This window comes from Pseudarthrobacter sp. NBSH8 (assembly GCF_014217545.1).
Taxonomy (GTDB): domain Bacteria; phylum Actinomycetota; class Actinomycetes; order Actinomycetales; family Micrococcaceae; genus Arthrobacter.
Genome location: NZ_CP043178.1, coordinates 1,126,322 through 1,148,988 on the forward strand (window position 1 = coordinate 1,126,322; position 22,667 = coordinate 1,148,988).

22 protein-coding genes are annotated in these 22,667 nt (G+C 64.0%); 17 read left to right on the forward strand and 5 right to left on the reverse strand.

What is annotated here, in order from left to right:
* Positions 1-24: 24 nt before the first annotated feature.
* A complete protein-coding gene (locus FYJ92_RS05220; RefSeq protein WP_185262902.1) occupies positions 25-1,107 on the forward strand; it encodes a YihY/virulence factor BrkB family protein in 1,083 nt (360 codons plus the stop codon).
* Here FYJ92_RS05220 and FYJ92_RS05225 read toward each other — a convergent pair.
* The 5 genes from FYJ92_RS05225 to sdhC form a co-directional block, all read right to left on the reverse strand.
* Positions 1,064-1,834 (reverse strand): S9 family peptidase, encoded by a 771-nt coding sequence (locus FYJ92_RS05225; RefSeq protein WP_185262903.1) that lies wholly within the window; start codon positions 1,832-1,834, stop codon positions 1,064-1,066. The genes FYJ92_RS05220 and FYJ92_RS05225 overlap by 44 nt on opposite strands.
* A 94-nt stretch (positions 1,835-1,928) precedes the next feature.
* Positions 1,929-2,711: a succinate dehydrogenase iron-sulfur subunit gene (locus tag FYJ92_RS05230; protein WP_185262904.1), complete on the reverse strand. Its 783-nt coding sequence runs from the start codon at positions 2,709-2,711 to the stop codon at positions 1,929-1,931.
* Position 2,712: 1 nt separating this feature from the next.
* Complete coding sequence (gene sdhA / locus FYJ92_RS05235) at positions 2,713-4,521, reverse strand: succinate dehydrogenase flavoprotein subunit (RefSeq protein WP_185262905.1); 1,809 nt, start codon at positions 4,519-4,521, stop codon at positions 2,713-2,715.
* 104 nt (positions 4,522-4,625) lie between these two features.
* The gene (locus FYJ92_RS05240) at positions 4,626-5,102 is read right to left on the reverse strand and encodes a succinate dehydrogenase hydrophobic membrane anchor subunit (RefSeq protein WP_185262906.1); all 477 of its coding nucleotides are present in this window, start codon (positions 5,100-5,102) and stop codon (positions 4,626-4,628) included.
* Between the two features lie 3 nt (positions 5,103-5,105).
* Positions 5,106-5,441, reverse strand: a complete 336-nt coding sequence (gene sdhC, locus FYJ92_RS05245) for a succinate dehydrogenase, cytochrome b556 subunit (RefSeq protein WP_056347392.1) — start codon at positions 5,439-5,441, stop codon at positions 5,106-5,108.
* 301 nt (positions 5,442-5,742) lie between these two features.
* On the opposite strand from sdhC, the gene FYJ92_RS05250 reads away from it, so the two are divergent.
* The 16 genes from FYJ92_RS05250 to eno all read left to right on the forward strand — a co-directional run bounded on the left by FYJ92_RS05250 (position 5,743) and on the right by eno (position 22,660).
* Entirely contained in the window at positions 5,743-6,876 is a 1,134-nt protein-coding gene (locus tag FYJ92_RS05250; protein ID WP_185262907.1) for a mannose-1-phosphate guanylyltransferase, read from the forward strand.
* 87 nt (positions 6,877-6,963) lie between these two features.
* Positions 6,964-8,163 carry an amidohydrolase gene (locus FYJ92_RS05255; protein WP_185262908.1) on the forward strand — a complete coding sequence of 400 codons (1,200 nt, stop codon included), beginning with the start codon at positions 6,964-6,966 and terminating at the stop codon, positions 8,161-8,163.
* A 112-nt stretch (positions 8,164-8,275) separates the two neighbouring features.
* A complete protein-coding gene (locus FYJ92_RS05260) occupies positions 8,276-8,710 on the forward strand; it encodes a MarR family winged helix-turn-helix transcriptional regulator (protein WP_185262909.1) in 435 nt (144 codons plus the stop codon).
* A 45-nt stretch (positions 8,711-8,755) separates the two neighbouring features.
* Complete coding sequence (locus FYJ92_RS05265; RefSeq protein ID WP_185262910.1) at positions 8,756-9,187, forward strand: organic hydroperoxide resistance protein; 432 nt, start codon at positions 8,756-8,758, stop codon at positions 9,185-9,187.
* Positions 9,184-10,206: an NADP-dependent oxidoreductase gene (locus FYJ92_RS05270; RefSeq protein ID WP_185262911.1), complete on the forward strand. Its 1,023-nt coding sequence runs from the start codon at positions 9,184-9,186 to the stop codon at positions 10,204-10,206. Before FYJ92_RS05265 ends, FYJ92_RS05270 begins: the two co-directional genes overlap by 4 nt.
* Positions 10,207-10,540: 334 nt before the next feature.
* On the forward strand, positions 10,541-11,611 hold the full coding sequence (locus FYJ92_RS05275; RefSeq protein ID WP_185262912.1) for a BMP family protein: 1,071 nt from the start codon (positions 10,541-10,543) through the stop codon (positions 11,609-11,611).
* A 174-nt stretch (positions 11,612-11,785) separates the two neighbouring features.
* Positions 11,786-13,411 carry an ABC transporter ATP-binding protein gene (locus tag FYJ92_RS05280; RefSeq protein WP_185262913.1) on the forward strand — a complete coding sequence of 542 codons (1,626 nt, stop codon included), beginning with the start codon at positions 11,786-11,788 and terminating at the stop codon, positions 13,409-13,411.
* A complete protein-coding gene (locus FYJ92_RS05285; protein ID WP_185262914.1) occupies positions 13,404-14,771 on the forward strand; it encodes an ABC transporter permease in 1,368 nt (455 codons plus the stop codon). The genes FYJ92_RS05280 and FYJ92_RS05285 overlap by 8 nt, the downstream gene beginning before the upstream one ends.
* The gene (locus FYJ92_RS05290; protein ID WP_185262915.1) at positions 14,768-16,093 is read left to right on the forward strand and encodes an ABC transporter permease; all 1,326 of its coding nucleotides are present in this window, start codon (positions 14,768-14,770) and stop codon (positions 16,091-16,093) included. Before FYJ92_RS05285 ends, FYJ92_RS05290 begins: the two co-directional genes overlap by 4 nt.
* Before the next feature lie 5 nt (positions 16,094-16,098).
* A complete protein-coding gene (locus FYJ92_RS05295) occupies positions 16,099-16,515 on the forward strand; it encodes a cytidine deaminase (protein WP_185262916.1) in 417 nt (138 codons plus the stop codon).
* A complete protein-coding gene (locus FYJ92_RS05300; RefSeq protein WP_185262917.1) occupies positions 16,512-17,825 on the forward strand; it encodes a thymidine phosphorylase in 1,314 nt (437 codons plus the stop codon). Before FYJ92_RS05295 ends, FYJ92_RS05300 begins: the two co-directional genes overlap by 4 nt.
* A gap of 5 nt (positions 17,826-17,830) precedes the next feature.
* Positions 17,831-18,460 (forward strand): DedA family protein, encoded by a 630-nt coding sequence (locus FYJ92_RS05305; RefSeq protein WP_185262918.1) that lies wholly within the window; start codon positions 17,831-17,833, stop codon positions 18,458-18,460.
* A 105-nt stretch (positions 18,461-18,565) separates the two neighbouring features.
* Positions 18,566-19,294 (forward strand): DedA family protein, encoded by a 729-nt coding sequence (locus FYJ92_RS05310; RefSeq protein ID WP_185262919.1) that lies wholly within the window; start codon positions 18,566-18,568, stop codon positions 19,292-19,294.
* A gap of 39 nt (positions 19,295-19,333) precedes the next feature.
* Positions 19,334-20,488, forward strand: coding sequence for an adenosine deaminase (locus FYJ92_RS05315; protein ID WP_185262920.1), 1,155 nt, complete (start codon positions 19,334-19,336; stop codon positions 20,486-20,488).
* 175 nt (positions 20,489-20,663) lie between these two features.
* Entirely contained in the window at positions 20,664-21,248 is a 585-nt protein-coding gene (locus tag FYJ92_RS05320; RefSeq protein ID WP_185263682.1) for a MazG nucleotide pyrophosphohydrolase domain-containing protein, read from the forward strand.
* A gap of 131 nt (positions 21,249-21,379) precedes the next feature.
* On the forward strand, positions 21,380-22,660 hold the full coding sequence (gene eno / locus FYJ92_RS05325) for a phosphopyruvate hydratase (protein WP_185262921.1): 1,281 nt from the start codon (positions 21,380-21,382) through the stop codon (positions 22,658-22,660).
* Positions 22,661-22,667 lie beyond the last annotated feature (7 nt).

A 22,667-nucleotide genomic window follows, 5' to 3' on the forward strand; every position in this document is an offset into this window, starting at 1 on the left:
AAGCTGGCCGTCATCCAGAAACGGATGGAGTGGGGCAAGGCCAGAAGGTCCGACGGCGGCCCGGTGGCCAGCTCGCTGGCGATGCTGCAGTGGCTGCTTGCCCGGCTTAATACCTTCCGCCCGATGCGCGCCTGGCAGCACTACAACCTCCAGCACGGCCCGTTGATGAGCGCCGGCATCGGCTTCAATATGTTCTTCTCCATCACGGGCCTGCTGGCCACGGGTTTCTCCGTTGCCGGCCTGGTGCTGCGGGGACAGCCCGCCCTGCTGGACACCATCATCGGCAGCGTGGCCCAGAGCGCACCCGGACTGCTGAAGGTGCGCGGGGGAGAAGGGCTGGTTGATCCGACGGACCTCCTGAACCCGGACGGCCTCGGCTGGACTGCCGTGATTGCGGCCGTGGTTACAGTCATCACGTCGCTGCGCTGGATCGCCGGGATCCGCGACGGCCTGCGCGGCGTGGTGCAGTTGCCGCCCCTGAAGATCAATCCGATTGTCCTCAAATTCCGCGACGCCGGCACCCTCCTGCTCCTGGGAGTGGCCCTGGTGATCAGTGCCGGGGCATCCCTGGTGTTCGGCACGGCGGCCGGCTGGGTCACGGACTTCCTGCAGTTGGATCCGGCGGTGGCAGGTCCGCTGACCACCGTGATCAAGATCGGTGTGCCGCTCACACTCAGCTGGGTCACGGCGGTCATTATGTTCCGGCTGGCCGGTGGCCTCAAGCTCTCCCGGCGGGCATTCCTGGAGGGAACCATCCTTGCCGCCGTGGGCACCACGGTCCTGCAGGTGTTCAGCACCGAACTGCTGGCCGGCGCGGGACGGAACCCCATCCTGGCCCCGTTCGCCATCATCATCGGCCTGCTGATCTGGTTCAACCTGGTCAGCCAGGTCTACCTGGTGTCCGCCGGCTGGTCCAGCATCCGTGAAGCGGACCTCAGGAACGCGCCCGCCGGCCAGGACAAGGCCCTGTGGGGCTCCCGGCAGGTCCAGCCCGGCAAGGTCCCCCTGGAGGGCCACAGCGACGGAAAGCGTCCCGGTGCGGGGCACCCAGGCAGCCCGGCAGTTACTTCCCGGCGTCGAGGTACTGGTCGGCCCAGGCAGAAATAATCCTGGCCGCCCGGGCCGCCTGGCCCTTGCCGGTCAGCAGATGGTCGCTGCCCTCGAGGGAGACGAAGTTCCGCGGATGGCGTGCCGTCTGGAAAATGGTGCTGGCGTTCTCGATGCCCACGGTGTTGTCCGTGGGGGAGTGGAGCACCATCAGCGGCTTGTGCAGTTGCCGGATGCAGTCCGTGAGGTCCGCGTTCTCCAGGTCCTCCACAAAGTGCTTCCGGATCTCCACCCGTTTCCCGCCGAGGTCCACTTCTGCGCTGCCCTCGCTGAGGATCTTGTCCAGCGCGGCGTCAAAGACGTGGGCCACGTGCTTGGGTGAGAACGGTGCAGCCACTGTTGCGACCGCGTCCAGCTCCGGGATCTGGCGGGCGGCCGAAAGCACCGCCGCGCCACCGAAGGAATGGCCCACCAGCAGGGAGATGGCCTTCCCCTGGCTGCGCATGAACTCGGCGGCCACTACGGTGTCCGCCACCTTGTGGCTGAAGGAGCCCTCCGACCAATAACCTGCGGACTCGCCCAGCCCCAGGTTGTCGAACCGGAGCATCCCGATGCCGGTGTCAGCCAGGGCTTTGCACATGCGGGACGCCGCCGGGCTGTCCTTGCCCAGCGTGAAGCCGTGGGAGAAGACGCCCCAGCCCCGCACCGGCCCCTCCGGGAGATCGATGATGCCGGACAGGAGCTCGCCGGTGGATCCTTCGAAGCTGACTTTTTCGGAGCGGGACATCGCGTGCTGCTTTCGTTGGTGGCGTCAGGTGTTAAACAACGACGGCGCCCATCCCACCTAAGGTGGGTGACGCCGTCGTAAGCAAGAACCTGAATTAGATCTTACGGGAGAGAATTGCCTGCTTGACCTCGGCAATTGCCTGGGTCACCTGGATGCCACGTGGGCATGCTTCGGAGCAGTTGAAGGTGGTGCGGCAACGCCACACGCCTTCCTTGTCGTTCAGGATTTCCAGACGCATGTCGCCGGCATCATCACGGGAATCGAAGATGAAGCGGTGGGCGTTGACGATCGCGGCCGGGCCGAAGTACTGGCCATCGGTCCAGAACACCGGGCAGGAGGACGTGCACGCCGCGCAGAGGATGCACTTGGTGGTGTCGTCGAAGCGTTCACGGTCCTCGGCGGACTGCAGGCGTTCCTTGGTGGGTTCGTGGCCCTTGTTGATCAGGAACGGCATGACTTCGCGGAAGGACTGGAAGAACGGCTCCATGTCCACGATCAGGTCCTTCTCCACCGGCAGGCCCTTGATGGGCTCAACGGTGATGGGCTTGGTGGTGTCCAAGTCCTTCAGGAGCGTCTTGCAGGCAAGGCGGTTGCGGCCGTTGATGCGCATGGCATCGGAACCGCAGACACCGTGGGCGCAGGAACGGCGGAATGAAACGCTGCCGTCAATTTCCCACTTGACCTTGTGCAGGGCGTCCAGCACGCGGTCGGTGCCGTACATGGTCACCTTGAAGTCGTCCCAGGTGGCGTCCTTGGACACCTCAGGGTTGTAACGGCGGACGCGCAGGGTGACGTCGAACGTGGGGATCTCTCCGCCGCCTCCGATGTGTGCGGGCAGTTCGATCTTGGAGGCTGGCTCAGCAAGTTCAGCGGTCATCTTAGTACTTCCTCACCATCGGCTCGTAGCGGGTAAAGACAACCGGTTTGGTGCCCAGACGGATGCCGGCTGTTGTTTCCGCGGTCCCCGCGGTGCCGTCGGCCGGGGCGCGGTCATCCTTGTACGCCATGGAGTGCTTCATGAATTTTTCGTCGTCGCGTTCCGGGAAGTCCTCGCGGAAGTGTCCGCCGCGGGATTCCTCCCGGTGCAGGGCCGCCACGGTCATGACCTTGGCCAGTTCCAGCAGGAAGCCCAGCTCGACGGCCTCGAGCAGGTCCAGGTTGAAGCGCTTGCCCTTGTCCTGGACGCTGATCTTCTTGTACCGCGCCTCGAAGGACTCGATGTCCCTCAGGACCTGGTTCAGCGTGTCAGCCGTACGGAACACCTGCATGTTGGCGTCCATGGTGTCCTGGAGTTCCTTGCGGATTACCGCCACCTTCTCGTCGCCGTTGCCGTTGCGGGCTATATCCAGCAGCTCGATGGTGTAAGCCTCCGGGTCCTCCGGGAGGTCCACGAAGTCAGCAGTCTTGGCGTACTCGGCGGCAGCGATGCCGGCGCGCTTGCCGAACACGTTGATGTCCAGCAGTGAGTTGGTGCCCAGGCGGTTGGAACCGTGGACCGAAACGCAGGCAACCTCGCCGGCGGCGTACAGGCCCGGGATGACGGTGTCGTTGTCCTGCAGGACTTCGGTGGTGATGTTGGTGGGGATGCCGCCCATGGCGTAGTGCGCCGTGGGGAACACCGGAACCGGCTCTGTGTACGGTTCCACACCCAGGTAGGTGCGGGCGAACTCGGTGATGTCAGGGAGTTTGGCATCGATGTGCGCCGGCTCCAGGTGGGTCAGGTCCAGGAGGACGTAGTCCTTGTTGGGGCCGCAGCCGCGGCCTTCACGGACTTCGTTGGCCATGGAGCGGGCCACGATGTCACGCGGTGCCAGGTCCTTGATAGTAGGGGCGTAGCGCTCCATAAAGCGTTCACCCTCGGAGTTACGCAGGATAGCGCCCTCGCCGCGTGCGGCTTCGGAAAGCAGGATGCCCAGGCCGGCGAGGCCTGTCGGGTGGAACTGGAAGAACTCCATGTCCTCCAGCGGGATGCCACGGCGGAAGGCGATGCCCATGCCGTCACCGGTCAGGGTGTGGGCATTGGAGGTGGTCTTGAAGACCTTGCCGGCGCCGCCGGAAGCGAAGATCACGGACTTGGCCTGGAACACGTGCAGCTCACCGGAGGCGAGGTCATAGGACACGACGCCGGCAACACGCTTCTGTTTGTACGGCGTGCCGTCCTCGCGGACCGCGTCTTCCTCGACCGTCAGGAGGTCCAGGACGTAGTACTCGTTGTAGAACTCCACGTTGTGCTTGACGCAGTTCTGGTACAGCGTCTGCAGGATCATGTGGCCGGTGCGGTCTGCTGCGTAGCAGGCACGGCGTACGGGTGCCTTGCCGTGGTCACGGGTGTGGCCGCCGAAGCGGCGCTGGTCGATCCGGCCTTCGGGCGTGCGGTTGAACGGCAGGCCCATCTTTTCCAGGTCCAGCACGGCGTCGATGGCTTCCTTCGCCATGACCTCGGCAGCGTCCTGGTCAACCAGGTAGTCGCCGCCCTTAATGGTGTCGAACGTGTGCCATTCCCAGTTGTCTTCTTCGACATTGGCAAGGGCCGCACACATGCCACCCTGCGCAGCACCGGTGTGCGAGCGGGTGGGGTAGAGCTTGGTCAGTACTGCTGTTCGCGCGCGCTGACCGGACTCGATCGCGGCGCGCATGCCAGCGCCACCGGCACCGACGATGACTACGTCGTACTTATGGACCTGCATACTTGGGCGCTCTTTCTCTCAAAATTCGCTATAAAACAACGGGCGGGCGTTGCCTGCACCGCAAAACACAGCCTGCGGCTCACCGCGGGCAGCGGCTGAACTGGCTACGAGGGGCAGAAGCCGCCGGGCAGCGGAACACCGTCAACCACGGGGCACGGGTTGAAAGTGAAGATCACCAGGGTGCCAAGGACGATGATCACGGTGGTGGCCGCGTAGAGGACGATCTTGAGCCAGAGACGGGTGGAATCCTTCTCGGCGTAGTCGTTGATGATGGTGCGTACGCCGTTGGTGCCGTGCAGCATGGCCAGCCACAGCATGGCCAGGTCCCAGACCTGCCAGAACGGGTCAGCCCACTTGCCGGCGACGAAGCCGAAGTCGATGGCATGGATGCCCTCACCCACCAGGAGGTTCACGAAGAGGTGCCCGAAGATGAGCACCACCAGCACTACGCCGGACAGGCGCATGAACAGCCACGCGAACATTTCGAAGTTGCCCCGGCTGGCGCCCGTGCGGCGGTACTGGGGGGAGATTTTGCCGCTGCTGTTTTTCCCACTGCGTGGGCTGTCGATAGTTGCAGTCATGGCTTAGTGACCTCCGAGTGCGAGGGAAAGGTGGCGGATGGAGAAGCCGACCATAACAACTACCCACAGGGCCAGGACGGTCCACAGCATCTGGCGCTGGTACTTGGCGCCCTTCTTCCAGAAGTCGACGGCGATAATCCGCAGGCCGTTAAAGGCGTGGAAAACAATCGCGGCAACCAGGCCCGTTTCACCCAGGGCCATAAGGGGGTTCTTGTAGGCACCGATGACAGCCGTGTAGGCCTCCGGAGACACACGCACCAATGAGGTGTCCAGCACATGGACCAACAAGAAGAAAAAGATCACTACACCGGTAATCCGGTGTCCTACCCAGGACCACATGCCTTCACGGCCGCGGTACAAGGTGCCAGCTGGTTTTGTCGGCACTGATAAACCTCCCTGCAACACAGCGGCGCTGGCATGAGATCCACGCGGGGGGAACGCCTGCTGCGAGAGCAACTCGTAGCTCAGGCCTAAATCTAGGCTTCGCTCACAGCTTATTCAATTTAGGAACTCCTTGGTGACCCGCAATGCCCGCGTTTTGCCTGTATATGAGACGAACACCACACTAAGGCGCGCCCTCGGGCGTTGGCGGAGGGTTCTGAAGGGGCAGTTCACGGCTCGTCAGCTAAAGTAGGCGGTGATGAGTACAGACACAGTGACAAGCCCGGATTCACCCCTGAACCGCTTTATTGCGGTGATTCCGGCAGGCGGAGTGGGGACCCGCCTCTGGCCCCTGTCGCGAGCAGCCGCTCCAAAATTCCTGCACGACCTCACGGGGTCCGGCAGCACTTTGCTGCGCGCAACCTACGACCGGCTGGAGCCGCTCGCAGGCAGGAACGTCCTTGTCGTGACCGGCACTGCGCACCGGGCCGCCGTCTGCCGGCAACTGCCCGAGGTCCAGGAGTCGGACCTGGTCCTGGAGAGCGAGCCCAAGGATTCCGGCGCCGCCATCGGCCTGGCTGCCGCCATCCTGTATGAGCGCGACCCGGACACCATCATGGGTTCCTTCGCCGCGGACCAGGTCATCAGTCCTGACCACCTCTTCCAGGCAGCCGTCCGCGAGGCCATCCACACGGCCGCCGCCGGCAAGATCGTGACGATCGGCATCAAGCCGACGCACCCGTCCACGGGTTTCGGCTACATCCGCGCCGGCGAGGCGCTCCACATCAACGGTGCGCCCAGCGCCCAGGCCGTGGTGGAGTTCGTGGAAAAGCCGGACGAGGAAGTTGCCCAGCAGTATGTGGACAGCGGTGAGTATGTCTGGAACGCAGGAATGTTCGTGGCTCCCGTTGCCCTGATGCTGAGGCACCTTGAGGCCAACCAGCCGGAGCTGTTCAAGGGCCTCCAGGAGATCGCCCAGGCCTGGGACACTCCCGAACGTGACGCCGTCACAGCCCGCGTCTGGCCCACGTTGCCCAAGATCGCCATTGACTATGCGGTGGCCGAGCCTGCCGCCGCTGCCGGCGATGTTGCCGTTGTGCCGGGCACCTTCGGATGGGACGACGTCGGGGACTTTGCTTCGGTGGGTCGGCTCAACAGTGCGCGGGAAGTCGATGACGTCACCGTTATCGGTGAGGGCGCCCGGGTTTTCACCGAAAACGCGAGCGGTGTGGTGGTTTCGGACACGAAGCGCGTGATCGCCCTGATCGGCATCAAGGACGTGGTCATCGTTGACACCGGCGATGCCCTCCTGGTGACCACCAAGCAGCACGCGCAGCGGGTGAAGGGAGCCGTTGACGCGCTCAAGGCCAGTGGCGATACCGACGTTCTGTAACCCGGTCGGGAGTGTTCAGCCGCGGCACAATCTGTAACGCGCCCGCCCTGATGACGCTATTCCGTGGACGCTCGCTAGAGTAAATGAGTGCGTAATTACACTACTGAAGCCGAGCCCACCGCATTAGTGCGGCCATGGTTGGAACCCCTCCTGCCGGAGCTGATCGACTTCCGCCGGGATTTGCATGCGCACCCCGAGCTTTCCTTCAAGGAATTCCGCACCACGGACAAGCTGGTGGAGCGGCTCGAAGCAGCCGGACTGTCCCCGCGGCGGCTTGAAGGTACCGGCCTCACCGTCGATATCGGCGAGGGGCCCATCGCCACAGCGCTCCGCGGCGATATTGACGCCCTGCCAATCATCGAGGAAACGGGCCTGCCGTTTGCCTCCAAGAACCATGGCGTCACGCATGCGTGCGGACACGATGTCCACACTGCCACCATGCTCGGCGTTGCCCTGGTCCTCCAGAGCATGCATCAGGAGTCGCCGCTGGGCGGTTCCGTTCGGATCATCTTCCAGCCGGCCGAGGAAACCATGCCGGGCGGCGCGCTTTCCTGCATCGAGCAGGGCGTCCTGGAGGGTGTGCCGCGGATTTTTGCGCTGCACTGTGACCCAAGGATCGACGTCGGACGCATCGGTACGCGCATCGGCGCAATTACGTCCGCTTCGGACACCATCAAGATCGAGCTGAGCGGCCGCGGCGGCCATACGTCCCGCCCGCACCTTACCGAGGACCTGGTCTTCGCCCTGGCTCAGATCGCGGTCAACGTTCCGGCCGTGCTTTCACGCCGGGTGGATGTCCGCAGCGGAGTATCCGTGGTCTGGGGCCAGATCAACGCAGGATCGGCACCCAATGCCATCCCGGGCACCGGTTACATGTCAGGCACCATGCGCTGCCTCGACCGCGAGGCCTGGCATGACGCCGGCGAGCTCCTGGATGAAGTCGTGCAGCAGGTGGCCGCGCCCTATGGAGTGGAGGTCCATCTGGAACACACCAGGGGTGTCCCGCCGGTGGTGAACTCTGAGGACGAGACAGCGCTGATCGAGGCTGCGGCCCGCGCGGAAATCGGTGAGGGCGCCGTGGTGCTGACGCCGCAGTCCATGGGTGGTGAGGATTTCGCCTGGTTCCTGGCTGAACGTCCCGGCGCGATGATGCGCCTGGGCACCAAAACCCCGGGCGGCGAAGAGTATGACCTGCACCGCGGTGACTACATCCTGGACGAACGTGCCCTGGGCCTGGGTATCCAGGTCCTCACCGCGGCAGCCCTCCGGACCATCCGCGACCTTTAGCCCCCGCACCGCGCCCCTGACCTGGCGCGAACGGACACTTAAGCCTCCAGTTCGCGCGTCTTTTTAACCAGGTAAGTTGTGCACAATTGAATTGTGGACTACCGTCTTAGGTATGACTGAAGCCCCCCGCCTCGACCGCCAGGTGTGTTTTGCCCTGTACTCCGCGTCCCGCGCGGCAACAGCGGTCTACCGCCCCGTCCTGGAAGACCTCGGCCTGACGTACCCGCAGTATCTGGTGATGCTGGTCCTATGGGAATCGGAGCCGAAGGGCGTCAAGGAGCTCGGCGAGGAGCTGGGTCTTGACTCAGGCACGCTGTCGCCGCTGCTCAAGCGACTCGAGGCCATGGGGCTCGTGGAGCGCCGCCGGTCCGGGGAGGACGAGCGCCGCGTGGCAGTACACCTGACCCCGGCCGGACGCTTGCTCAGCAGCAAAGCCAACGCGATTCCACGGCACCTGGCGGACGCCGCCGGTTTGTCGGCCGATGAGCTGGAACAGCTTCGCACCACTCTGGAAAGGCTCACCGAAGCCCTTCACCGCGCGCACTGAGCCTGCAAGATTTCCGAGTTTCACATCCAACAGGACGGACCGTATATGAAGACTCTCTACACTGCCGAGGCCCTGGCTTCAGGCGAAGGCCGCGACGGCAACGCGCGCACCAAGGATGGGAAGCTGGAGGTCAGTCTTGCCAGTCCCGTGGAGCTAGGCGGTGATGGCCTGGGCACCAACCCGGAGCAGCTGTTTGCCGCCGGCTACGCCGCGTGCTTCCACTCGGCACTCCGCCTTGTCGGGCGCAAGGAACGTGCCGACCTCACCGACTCGGCGGTGGCCGCCAAGATCCACTTCGGCGCCCTGGACGACGGCATAGGTTACGGCCTCGCGGCTGAACTCGAAATCGCCGTCCCGGCCCTGGACCTCGCCACCGCCGAGTCCCTGGTGGCCAAAGCCCACCAGATCTGCCCCTATTCCAACGCCACCCGCGGAAACATGACCGTGGACATCAAGATCCTGGAGTTCGCAGCATGAGCACAATTACTGCACTGCCCACGTCCACCCGTGAAATCCGCCTGGCCTCACGTCCGGTAGGGCGTCCCGTCAGTGAGAACTTCCAGCTGGCAGAGTCACCGCTGCCGGCGCTTCAGGACGGCCAGATCTTGGTCCGCAACCTCTACATCTCCGTGGACCCCTACATGCGCGGCCGCATGAATGACGTCAAGTCGTACTCCGCGCCGTTCGCGCTGGATACAGCGCTCGACGGCGGCGCAATCGGTGAGGTCATCGCGTCCCGGGCCGAGGGGCGAAAGGTGGGGGACGCCGTCGTACATCAACTTGGCTGGCGGGAATTCGCGGTCCTGGAAGCAGGCGCAACCTCGGTTGCCCGCAGGGACCTTGCTCCCGCGTCGGCGTACCTTGGCGCGCTGGGCATGACAGGGCTGACGGCCTACACCGGGCTGCTCAAAGTGGCCGAGTTCAAACCCGGCGATGCCGTATTTGTATCCGGTGCTGCAGGCGCCGTGGGCTCGCTTGTTGGGCAGATCGCCAAGGCGATGGGCGCTTCGAGGGTCATCGGCAGCGCGGGAACCCCGGAGAAGGTGGCCCGTCTCCTGGAACTGGGCTTCGACGCCGCGTTCAACTACAACGACGGGCCGGTGCGCGAACAGCTTGCGCAGGCCGCAGGACCCGCAGGGATTGACGTGTATTTCGACAACGTGGGCGGCGAGCACCTGGAAGCCGCCCTGACTGTCCTCAACGTGGACGGCCGCGTGGCCATGTGCGGCGCCATCGCCCAGTACAACTCCACCGAACCCACGCCGGCCCCGCGGAACCTCATGCTCGCCATTGGCAAGCAGCTCACCCTGCGCGGGTTCCTGGTCAGTGGACAGCGCCAGCACAGTGCTGAATTCTTCGGGAAAATGTCAGCCTGGATTGCGGACGGTTCAGTCCAGTACGACGAGACTGTGGTGGATGGACTGGAGAATGCGCCCCAGGCCTTCATGGATCTGCTCGAGGGCGCGAACACCGGCAAGATGCTGGTGCGCGTCTAAGCTCCCCACCAGTGCGAACGGACACTTGGGACCCCTCCCGGCGGGTCCCAAGTGTCCGTTCGTACTCAACCGAAGGGGTCCGGCCAAGACGCCTTCTACTGGTTGGTAACAAGTTCTCAACAATCTTCAGGATCCGGCTCCAATGGGGTAGCGGATGTGTCGCGGCCCACTAATGTTGCTGCTATCAGTGCGCTTCGGCGCAGTGCTGCGAAGCCCTCAGTGAAAACAGAATTTCAGTGTAGAAACGGACACTCATTGAATTCGAGTCGTAGCGCCACTCTCTCCTGGAGGAAAATTGAAGAACACACTGCGCGCTAAATTCAAACGCGGTTCAATGGTCGGCGTAGCCTCAGTGGGTGCCGCAGCGCTTCTGCTGACTGGCTGCGGCGCGGCCCCCGAGGCCGGGAGCACCGCCACCGCCACGGCCAGTGACTACACCAGCTGCATCGTCTCTGACTCCGGCGGATTCGATGACCAGTCATTCAACCAGTCCTCTTATGAGGGCCTGAAGAAGGCTGAGGCCGACCTGGGCATCAAGGTCAACCAGGTCGAGTCCAAGACCAATAACGACTTCGAACCAAACCTCCGTGCCATGGTTGCCGCAAACTGCGACCTCACCCTGACCGTCGGTTTCCTGCTGGGTGACGCCACCAAGACCCAGGCCGCGGCAAACCCGGACAGCCACTTTGCCATCATCGACTTCGCCTACGACCCGCCCATCAGCAACGTCAAGCCCATCATCTACGACACCGCCCAGGCTGCCTTCCTCGCCGGATACCTCGCCGCAGGCACCACCAAGACCGGAACTGTTGCCACCTTCGGCGGCATCAAGATCCCCACGGTAACCATCTTCATGGACGGCTACGCCGACGGCGTGAAGTACTACAACGAGAAGAAGGGCACCAGTGTTAAGGTCCTTGGCTGGGACAAGACCGCACAAGACGGCAGCTTTACCGGTGACTTCGAAAAGCAGGACGTCGGCAAGCAGCTCACACGGAACTTCCTGGACCAGGGTGCGGACATTGTGATGCCCGTAGCCGGTCCGGTGGGCAAGGGCGCCGGCGCCGCGCTGAACGAAGCGAAGGCCGCCGGCAAGGACGTCAAGATGATCTGGGTTGACTCCGATGGATTCCTGACTGCACCGGAATACAAGGACATCATGCTGTCCTCGGTCATGAAGCTCATGGGTGAGGCGGTTGAGACCGTCGTGAAGGAAGACAAGGACGGGAAGTTCACCAACACGCCGTACGTTGGCACTCTGGCTAACGGCGGCGTCCAGCTGGCACCGTTCCACAGCTTCGACTCCCAGGTTTCTGCCGATCTGAAGGCGGAGCTGGACCAGCTCAAAACGGACATCGTCGACGGGAAGCTGAAGATCGAGTCAGCGGCAAGTCCCAAGGCATAGTCATCCTCGCCAAGCGCCACCCCCGGTTGGTTATCGACCGCCCGGGAGGTGGCGCTTTGCGTTGCAATGCTTGCCTCAGCGCTGCCGCCCGCCGGGGCCGCAGGCACTAGGCTGTTGCTGCAGCCTCATATCCCGTCCGGTTCGTGTACGGACGCTTCGAGATTGGTCAGAGTTTTGAAACTTGAACTCAGAGGGATCACCAAACGCTTCGGCTCCCTGCTCGCCAACGATCACATTGACGTGGTGGTTGAACCCGGACAGATCCACTGTCTGCTGGGCGAGAACGGGGCCGGCAAGTCCACCCTGATGAATGTGCTGTACGGGCTTTACGAGCCTTCCGAAGGTGAGATCCTCATCGATGACAAACCCGTTTCCTTCCGCGGGCCAGGCGACGCCATGGCGGCCGGGATCGGCATGGTGCACCAGCACTTCATGTTGGTCCCTGTTTTCACCGTTGCGGAGAACGTGGCGCTTGGGGCCGAGACCACCAACGCCGGCGGTTTCCTCGACCTGGAGGGTACCCGCCGCAAGATCAAACAGATTTCTGACCGCTACGGGTTCGACGTCGATCCGGACGCGCTGGTGGAGGACCTCCCCGTGGGCGTCCAGCAGCGCGTGGAAATCATCAAGGCATTGGTCCGTGACGCCAGGGTACTGATCCTGGATGAGCCCACTGCAGTGCTGACACCCCAGGAAACAGATGAACTCCTGGACATCATGCGCCAGCTTAAGTCCAGCGGAACCTCACTTGTCTTCATTTCGCACAAGCTGCGCGAAGTGAAAGCTGTCTCGGACACCATCACCGTGATCCGGCGCGGCAAGGTTGTGGGTTCCGCCGATCCCGGCGACTCCACAGCGGAGCTGGCCTCCATGATGGTGGGACGTGCCGTCAGCCTCACGCTCGACAAAGCCCCCGCCAACCCCAAAGAGAAGACCTTCCAGGTCAAGGACCTCACGGTCATAGCTCCGAACGGGCAGCACATTGTGGACGGCATCAGCTTCGACATTGCGCGCGGAGAGATCCTGGCCGTCGCGGGCGTCCAGGGCAACGGCCAGACGGAACTGACCGAAGCCATCCTTGGACTGCAGGAGCGCGTGCAGGGCTCCGTCCTGCTGGACAACGTAGAACTCGTTGGGCGCAGCGTGAAGGATGTACTGAACGCCGGCGTCGGCTTCGTCCCGGAAGACCGGTCTGTTGATGGCCTCATCGGCACGTTCTCGATCGCCGAAAACCTGGTCCTTGACCGTTACGATCAGCCGCCGTTTGCCAAGGGCATCAGCATGAGCCCGGCGAAGGTCCTGGAGAACGCGAAATCGCGGATCGATGAGTTCGACGTGCGGACGACGTCGGGCCTCCTGGCTGCCGGCACGCTGTCCGGCGGAAACCAGCAGAAAGTGGTCATGGCACGGGAGCTGTCCCGGCCGCTGCGCCTCTTCATCGCGTCGCAGCCCACCCGGGGTGTAGACGTGGGGTCCATCGAGTTCCTGCACAAACGGATCGTGGCGGAACGGGACCAGGGCACGCCTGTCATGATCATCTCCACGGAACTGGATGAGGTCATGGAACTGGCTGACCGCATCGCTGTGCTCTACAAGGGCAAGCTCGTAGGAATCGTTCCCGCAGGAACCGGACGTGACGTACTGGGTCTGATGATGGCGGGCATCTCACCGGAAGATGCCGCCAGCGCAGACAACACGAAGTCACCGACCGGCGCTGACACGCCATCCGCTGACGTGACTGACTCCGCGGCCGCAGAAAGCCGCGGAACCTCCAGCGCCGAAGGAGGCGATCATGCCTGAAGAGCATCCCCCTAAGCATGCAGACCAGCACCCTAAACCGGACGCACCCACCCCGGCGGCCGGAGAAAACGCCGCCGGGGTGGCGGTGGACACGGCCGGCGGAGCCATCAGCCCTTCAGCCGTTCCTGCCAGCGCCCAAAGCGGAAAGCTGCCCGGGGGACCGGACACGCTGGTCCGGAAGATTTTCACCGGCAGCGGCATGGTCTCGGTCCTGGCGGTGCTGCTGGCCCTCGTCATAGGCGGGCTACTTATTGCCACCACGGACGCACGCGTCAGCGCCACCTCGGCCTACCTTTTCGCCCGGCCCACCGATTTCCTTTTTGCGGTCTGGGACGCTGCCACCCGGTCCTACGTGGCCTTGTTCCAAGGGTCCGTCTTCAACCCCAAGGGTTCGAACCTGGCCGTCCGGTTCGCGCCGCTGATGGACACCCTCACCATCGCCACGCCCCTCATCACGGCTGGCCTCGGCGTTGCGCTCGCATTCCGGGCAGGCCTGTTCAACATTGGTGCCCAAGGGCAGATCATTATGGCCGGCATCCTGGCGGCCTGGGTTGGTTTTGCCCTGCACCTTCCCCTGGGCCTGCACCTTTTGCTGGTGCTCGTTGCCGGCATCGTTGGTGGTGCGCTCTGGGGTGGCCTGGTTGGCCTTCTCAAAGCCCGGACCGGCGCCCACGAAGTCATCCTGACCATCATGTTCAACTACATCGCCCTCTACTTCCTGCGGTACCTGCTGAACACTCCGGCGTTCCAGCGCCCGGGGGAGTCCAACCCGATCTCGCCTATCCTGGATCCCACCGCGATCTACCCCCAGATTTTCGGCTCCCAGTACCGCCTGCACCTCGGCTTTGTCCTGGCCATCGCGGCCACCGTCCTGGTGTGGTGGCTGCTGAACCGTTCTACCGTCGGCTTTGAATTCCGGGCCGTCGGGGCCAACCCGAAGGCAGCGCTGACCGCGGGAATCAACGTCCCGCGGTCCACCATCCTGGTCATGGCAATAGCCGGTGCGCTCGCCGGAATGTCGGGCGTAGCCCAGGTGGCGGGCACGGAAAAGGTCCTTACCGATGGGGTGGCGGCGACGTACGGGTTTGACGCCATCACGGTGGCGCTGCTTGGACGTTCGACGCCGTGGGGCACCTTCGCTGCCGGCCTGCTGTTCGGTGCCTTCCGTGCCGGTGCCGTGCAGATGCAGATCCAGACCGGAACCCCCATCGACATTGTCCTGGTGGTCCAGTCGCTGATTGTCCTCTTTATCGCGGCACCTCCGTTGGTACGGGCAGTCTTCGGGCTGAACCCCCGACGCAAGAAACCGGCCAGGGCCGGAAAATCCCAGCAGGCAGCAACCACCGGAGGCGCAGCGTGAGCGCAACAGCAACATCGCCCGTGCCGGGACGCGGAACGCCCGGAACAGCGCCGGAGTCCAGCGACGCTCAGGCCGCGTCCGGCAAACCGGTGCTTTGGAAAACTCCAGTCCTGCTGTCGGGGCTGGGACTCGTGGCCTTCATTTTCTTCGGCCTGATGGGGTCAGCGCAGACCGCCAGGTTCGGAGTTTCCACCGGCGGGGATTTCTTCCAACTCCCTGCGCTGGAAGTTCCGGCGATGCCGGGCGGTATTGTCCTCTCGGTCCTCATGCTTGGGCTGGCGGCCTACGCCGTCTATCTGAAGACCAAGGCCTGGCCGGTCCCGGCCTGGCTGACCATCACCTTTACGGTGCTGTTCGTGGCAGCCTTCCTGATCTGGGTAGTGGGCGGTGCCCGGACGCCCAGCATTTCGCTGGCCGGGCTCATCGCCGGTTCGGTCACCCTGGCCGTCCCGCTGGTTTTCGGCTCACTGTCCGGCGTATTGTGCGAACGCGTCGGGGTGGTCAACATCGCGATCGAAGGCCAACTCCTGGGCGGTGCCTTCACCGCGGCAATCGTTGCCAGCATTACACAGAGCCCCTTCGTGGGACTGCTCGCGGCTGCTGTGGCCGGCGCAGCGGTGTCCATGGTGCTCGCTGTGTTCAGCATCAAGTACCTGGTCAACCAGATTATCGTCGGCGTAGTACTCAACGTCCTGGTTTCCGGTGTCACGGGCTTCCTGTTCAGCACCGTTATGCAGGCGGATAAAGCCAGGTTCAACTCACCGCCCGGCCTGGACATCGTAGAGGTTCCCATTCTCTCCGGCATCCCGATCCTCGGTCCCATCCTGTTTAAGCAGTCTGTGGTGGGCTACCTGATGTACGTTGCCGTCATTGTTGTATGGGTTGGGCTGTTCAAAACCAGATGGGGCCTGCGGGTCCGGGCCGTGGGGGAACACCCGCAGGCCGCCGACACAATGGGCATTAATGTTAATGCGACGCGTTTTTGGAACGTCACGCTGGGGGGCGCCATCGCCGGTATCGGCGGTTCATTCTTCACGCTCGTGGCCATCGACAGCTTCACGAAGGAGATTTCCGGCGGACGAGGCTTCATTGCACTCGCCGCGCTGATTTTCGGACGCTGGAACCCCATAGGTGCCTTTTTCGCCGCCCTGTTGTTTGGCTTCGCAGACAACCTGCAGAGCATTGTGACTATCATCGGAACCCCGGTGCCGAGCCAGTTCATGGCCATGCTGCCCTACCTGGTGACAGTGCTGGCCGTGGCCGGGCTGGTGGGCCGGTCCAGGCCACCGGCGGCCAGCGGCATCCCGTACGTCAAAGGATGACGGCCATGGAACAGCATCGGGCTTCGCTCGGCGTCGATTGGCGGGCCCTCGAGGCGGCGGCCGTAGACGCCATGAAGAAGGCCTATGTCCCGTATTCGAAGTTTCCGGTGGGGGCCGCGGCCATCACGGAGGACGGCAGGCTGGTCAGCGGCTGCAACGTGGAGAACGCCAGCTACGGGCTCACCCTGTGCGCTGAATGCGCACTGGTGGGAAACCTGCACATGACCGGCGGTGGGTTGCTGCGCGCCTTCTACTGTGTGGACTCCGCCGGAAACGTCCTGATGCCGTGTGGCCGCTGCCGGCAACTTCTCTATGAATTCCGCGCCCCCGACATGGAGCTTATGACCACCCACGGCATCAAAACCATGGACCAGGTGCTGCCCGACGCCTTTGGTCCCCAAAACCTGGAGGACCCAAGGTGACACAGGCAACTGAGGCATTCGATGCCGTCGATATCATCCGCACCAAGCGGGACCGGGGCGTCCTCAGCCCGGAACAGATCGACTGGACCATCGACGCCTACACGCGCGGGGTCATCGCGGACGAACAGATGGCCGCGTTGAACATGGCCATCCTGCTCAACGGCATGGACCGTGCCGAAATTTCGCGCTGGACGGCCGCCATGATCGCCTCGGGGGAACGGATGGACTTCAGTGGCCTCCGGCGGCCCGACGGCGGCCTGAAACCCACTACCGACAAGCATTCCACCGGGGGAGTGGGAGACAAGATCACGCTTCCGCTGGCTCCCCTGGTGGCTGTGTTCGGCGTGGCCGTGCCGCAACTGTCCGGCCGCGGCCTTGGCCACACCGGAGGCACCTTGGACAAGCTGGAGTCGATCCCCGGCTGGCGGGCGGCCCTCAGCAACGGCGAAATGATGACCCAGCTTCAGGACATCGGCGCCGTGATCTGCGCTGCCGGGGCGGGGCTGGCCCCCGCGGACAAGAAGCTCTACGCACTGCGTGACGTCACCGGCACGGTGGAGGCGATCCCGCTGATCGCCTCCTCGATCATGAGTAAGAAGATCGCCGAGGGCACGGCGTCCCTGGTCCTGGACGTCAAGGTGGGCAGCGGGGCGTTCATGAAGGACGAGGCCCGGGCACGCGAACTGGCCGAAACCATGGTGGCCCTTGGCAAGGACGCGGGCGTGAACACCGTGGCGTTGCTGACCAACATGAGCACCCCGCTCGGCCTCACTGCGGGCAACGCGATCGAAGTGGGGGAATCCGTGGAGGTCCTGGCTGGCGGCGGCCCGGAGGACGTCGTCGAACTCACCGTCCGGCTGGCCGAAGAGATGCTGGCCTGCGCCGGCGTCCATGACGCCGATCCGCGCGCCGCGTTGAATGATGGCCGCGCCATGGACGTCTGGAACCGGATGATCGAGGCGCAGGGCGGAGACCCGCGCGCCAAGCTGCCGGTCGCCAAGGAATCCGAGGTCATTTATGCCCCGGCCGATGGTGTCCTGGTTGAGCTCGATGCGTTGGCAGTGGGCGTTGCGGCGTGGCGTCTCGGGGCAGGGCGCGCCCGCAAAGAGGACGCCGTCCAGGCAGGGGCCGGAATCCGCATGCACGCAAAGCCCGGTGCCATGCTCCGTGCCGGTGAGCCGCTCATGACGCTGCTCACGGACACGCCGGATAAGTTCGCCCGCGCCAAGGAAGCCCTTGAACGCGCCGTCACGATCGCCCCGGAAGGGGCACGCCCGGCGCAACAGCTCATCATCGACCGAATAGCATAGGGACAATGCAGGCCATCAATGACTTTATCCTCACTGCCGCCGGGCAGCCGTGGGTTCTCTTCCTTGTGCTGGCCTGCTGCCTGATTGACGGGTTTTTCCCGCCGATCCCCAGCGAATCCGTGGTGGTGGGCCTGGCCGCAGTCGCCGCCACCGCGGACGTCCCCAATCCGTGGCTGCTGATGGCCGTCGCGGCCCTGGGCGCCTTCTCAGGCGACAACATCGCCTACCTCATCGGGCGCCGGGTGGGTACCCGGCGCTGGCACTGGATGCGCGGACCGCGTATGCAAGGGGCGTTCCGCTGGGCAGGCGACGAGCTCAGGAAACGGCCGGCGTCGCTGATCCTCGTGGCGCGGTTCATTCCCATCGGCAGGGTTGCTGTCAATCTCACGGCCGGCGTGACCCGCTATCCGCACCGGCGTTTCGCTGGCCTGACGGTGCTTTCCGCCACGCTCTGGGCCTCTTACTCCGTGGGTATCGGGCTGTTCTTCGGCCAGTGGTTTGAAAACAACCATCTGCTCGGCGCGGCCATCGCAATCGTCTGCGCTGTGGGCCTTGGAATCTTGGTGGATCTGATCATTAACCGCATCCGGGGAAAGGTTCCTGTGGTGGAGCGGCTGAAGGATCCGGAAGCCTAGGGTTTGCGGCGTCCGAGCGTAGCGGGCGACGTCCCGGGCATGGGACACTGAAGAGCGATTAACGTCACTTCCGGCTGCATCATTTCGTCTAGGAGCAAGACCCGCGTGGAGTTTATTAATGAGGCCGTGCTCCATGCAGCGGGCCAATGGTGGATCTACCCGGTCCTTCTTGTGTTCTTCTTCATTGACGGCTTCGCCATGGTGGTTCCCAGCGAGACCCTTATCGTGGCGCTGGCCGCGTTTTCCCGGCACAGCGGTGAACCGAATCTCTGGATCTTGGGCGCGACTGCGCTGATCGGTGCGATGGCCGGTGACAACATGGCCTTTATGCTTGGCCGCAGGATCGGCCTTGACCGCTGGAAGTGGATGCGCCGACCCAAGGTGCAGAAGGCCTTTGGCTGGGCACGGTATGAACTCGAAAAGCGCGGCGCCGTCCTGATTTTCACGGCGCGCTATATTCCTTGGGGCCGGGTGGCGGTTAACTATGTGGCCGGCAGTACCGGTTTTGCGCACCGCCGGTTCTTCCTGTTGGACGCTTTCGCCTGTTTCACCTGGGTGGGGTATTCCATCGGCATCGGGCTGCTGGCCAGCTCCTTCCCGTGGCTTCACGACAACCCGCTGCTCAGCGCAGGCATTGCCGTGGTGTTCGCCATCGTCCTCGGCGTCCTGATCGACCACCTGCTGCGTTGGTGGCATAAGCGTCTGGCGCGCAATGACGCCGAAACCGTGGATGAATGGCTCGACGGCGGGGCGGAAGGCGCCCTGCCGGCGCACAAAGCGGCTGCCCCGATGGTGGCCCCGGCGCCGGCTGATGCGGAGCAACACGGAAAGTAGCGGCTGGCATAAGGCGCCTGCCGACCCTAAGGTTGGAAGGTGACTGAGCCTATTGTTGACGCTGCCCCTGCCATCGATTTCGACCTGAAGAGCCTGCCGAAGGTTTCGCTCCACGACCATCTGGACGGTGGTCTCCGACCAGCCACCATCATCGAACTGGCCGAGGCCGTTGGCCACAGGCTGCCCTCCTCCGACCCTGTTGCCCTGGGCGAGTGGTTCCGCGAATCCGCGGACTCCGGCTCACTGGTGCGGTATCTGGAGACGTTCGACCACACAGTCGCCGTGATGCAGACGAAGGAAGGCCTCATCCGCGTCGCCAAGGAATTCGTCGAAGACCTCGCGGACGACGGAGTGGTGTACGGCGAAGTGCGCTGGGCGCCGGAGCAGCACCTCCAAAAGGGCCTGTCCCTGGACGAGGTTGTTGAAGCCGTCCAGGAAGGCCTCGAAGCCGGCGTGGACGCCGTGACCGAGAGCGGCCGCGAAATCCAGGTGGGTCAGCTGATCACAGCTATGCGCCACGCAGACCGCGGCCAGGAAATCGCCGAACTCGCTGTCCGCCACCGCAACAAGGGCGCTGTGGGCTTTGACATTGCCGGAGCCGAAGACGGCTTCCTCCCGTCCAGGTTCAAGGACGCCTTCACCTACCTCGCCCAGCACAATTTCCCCGCGACCGTGCACGCCGGCGAAGCCGCCGGGCTCGAAAGCATCCAGTCCGCCCTCGTTGATGGCCGGGCACTGCGGCTGGGCCATGGCGTCCGGATCGCCGAGGACATCATGGTGGAGTTCGACGACGACGACGCCGCCGATGACGCCGCGAATGACGAGGACAACATCGGCCTGGTCACCCTGGGCGACCTGTCCAGCTGGATCCGCGACCGCGGCATCGCCCTGGAGATATGCCCGTCGTCGAACCTCCAGACCGGAGCGATCGCCGGTTTTGGCGAGGGCATCGAGAGCCACCCGCTGGACATGCTGTACCAGCTGGGCTTTAACGTCACCATCAACACCGATAACCGGCTGATGAGCGGTGTCACCCTGACAGACGAGTTCGAGCTGCTCGTGGAAACCTTCGACTACGACCTCGACGATCTGCTGGAGCTCACGCTTAACGCTGCCGAGGCATCCTTCCTGCCGCTTGAAGAGAAGGAAGCGTTGGTGGAATACATCAACGACGCCTACGACAACCTTGGCTGAGCAGGCTCCCATGGAACGGCTCCTGGATGGGCCCACGGCGGCAGGGGTCCCCGGGCGAGCTTGCGAGCTGGGGGAGCTGCTGGATGGGCCCACGGCGGCAGGGGTCCCCGGGCGAGCTTGCGAGCTGGGGGAGCTGCTGGGGATCATAGCCCAGCTGCGCGAGCACTGCCCGTGGATGGCCGCCCTTACACATGCCTCGCTGGTGGAGTACCTCCTGGAGGAGGCTTTCGAGGTTGCCGAGACCATCGAGACCGGCGCGGGTGACGCCGAGCTCCGCGGCGAACTGGGCGATGTGCTGCTTCAGGTGGTGCTGCACGCCCGGCTCGCCGAGGAGCGCGGCACGTTCACGTTCGACGACGTCGCACGCGGGCTGAGTGCCAAAATGGTCCGCCGCAATCCGCATGTCTTCCGGCCCGACGGCACGCTGCAGGACAGTTTCCCTGCCTCGGTGGCGGAGATCGTCCGGAAGTGGGACGCCGTGAAGACCGCGGAACGTCCGGAGCGTACGGGGCCTTTTGAAGGGATCCCGGACGCACTGCCGGCCCTGGCGAAGGCGCAGAAGTTCCTTGACCGGGCCGAGCGGGCCGGATCTGTGGTTGAGCGATCGGGGAGGGAAACCCCGGAAGTGGAGACCGCAACGACGGAGGAGGAGCTCGGCGACCTGCTGCTCGCCGTCGTCGGCTCCGCACGTGCCAGCGGATTCGACGCTGAACGCGCCCTTCGTGGCGCCATCCGGCGGCAGTTCGTGGCACCATCATGACGTCCGGGTGATGGATAGAGTTCCTTAACCTGCACCACTCTCGACTAGGCTTGGTCCTGACGAGGACGTCCCAGATTTAACGCTTTTTCCAGCTGTTCGTTCCCCCAAAATCGCCCATAAGGAGCACATCCATGGCGCTTATCGATGCCATCCACGCCCGCGAAATCCTCGATTCCCGCGGAAACCCGACCGTAGAAGTCGAAGTACTGCTTTCCGACGGCCAGATCGGCCGCGCGGCAGTACCCTCCGGTGCCTCCACCGGCGAGCATGAAGCTGTTGAGCTCCGTGACGGAGATAAGGGACGTTACCTCGGCAAGGGTGTCCAGAAGGCCGTTGACGCTGTCATCGACCAGATCGCTCCGGCACTGACCGGCTTCGACGCCACCGACCAGCGCAGCATCGACCAGGCCATGATTGATCTGGACGGCACGCCCAACAAGGCCAAGCTCGGCGCCAACGCCATCCTGGGCGTTTCGCTGGCCGTTGCCAATGCAGCTGCCGCCTCCGCAGACCTGCCGCTGTACAAGTACTTGGGCGGCCCCAACGCGCACGTCCTGCCGGTTCCGCTGATGAACATCCTCAACGGTGGCTCCCACGCCGACTCCGACGTAGACATCCAGGAATTCATGATTGTCCCGATCGGCGCAGAGACCTTCTCCGAGGGCCTCCGCTGGGGCGTTGAGGTTTACCACAACCTCAAGTCCGTCCTGCAGGCAAAGAGCCTGTCCACCGGCCTCGGCGACGAAGGTGGCTTCGCGCCGAACCTGCCGTCCAACCGTGCCGCCCTGGACCTGATCCAGGAAGCCATCACCAACGCCGGCTACACCCCGGGTAAGGACATCGCCTTGGCGCTGGACGTCGCCTCCTCCGAGTTCTTCAAGGACGGCGCCTACCAGTTCGAAGGCAAGGCACTGTCCGCCACCGAGATGAGCGCCTACTACGCCGAGCTCGTGGCAGACTACCCGCTGGTTTCCATCGAGGATCCCCTGGATGAGAACGACTGGGACGGCTGGAAGACCCTCACCGACAGCATCGGTGACAAGGTCCAGCTCGTGGGCGATGACCTCTTCGTCACCAACCCGGCCATCCTGCAGCGCGGCATCGACACCAAGACCGCCAACTCGCTGCTGGTCAAGGTCAACCAGATCGGTTCACTGACCGAAACGCTGGACGCCGTCAGCCTGGCCCAGCGTGCCGGTTACACCACCATCACCTCGCACCGCTCCGGCGAGACCGAGGACACCACCATCGCCGACATCTCGGTGGCCACCAACGCCGGCCAGATCAAGACCGGCGCGCCGGCACGCTCCGAGCGCGTTGCCAAGTACAACCAGCTGCTGCGCATCGAAGAGGAACTCGACGACGCCGCACGCTACGCCGGCCGCAGCGCCTTCCCGCGTTTCAAGGGCTAGTAGCCGC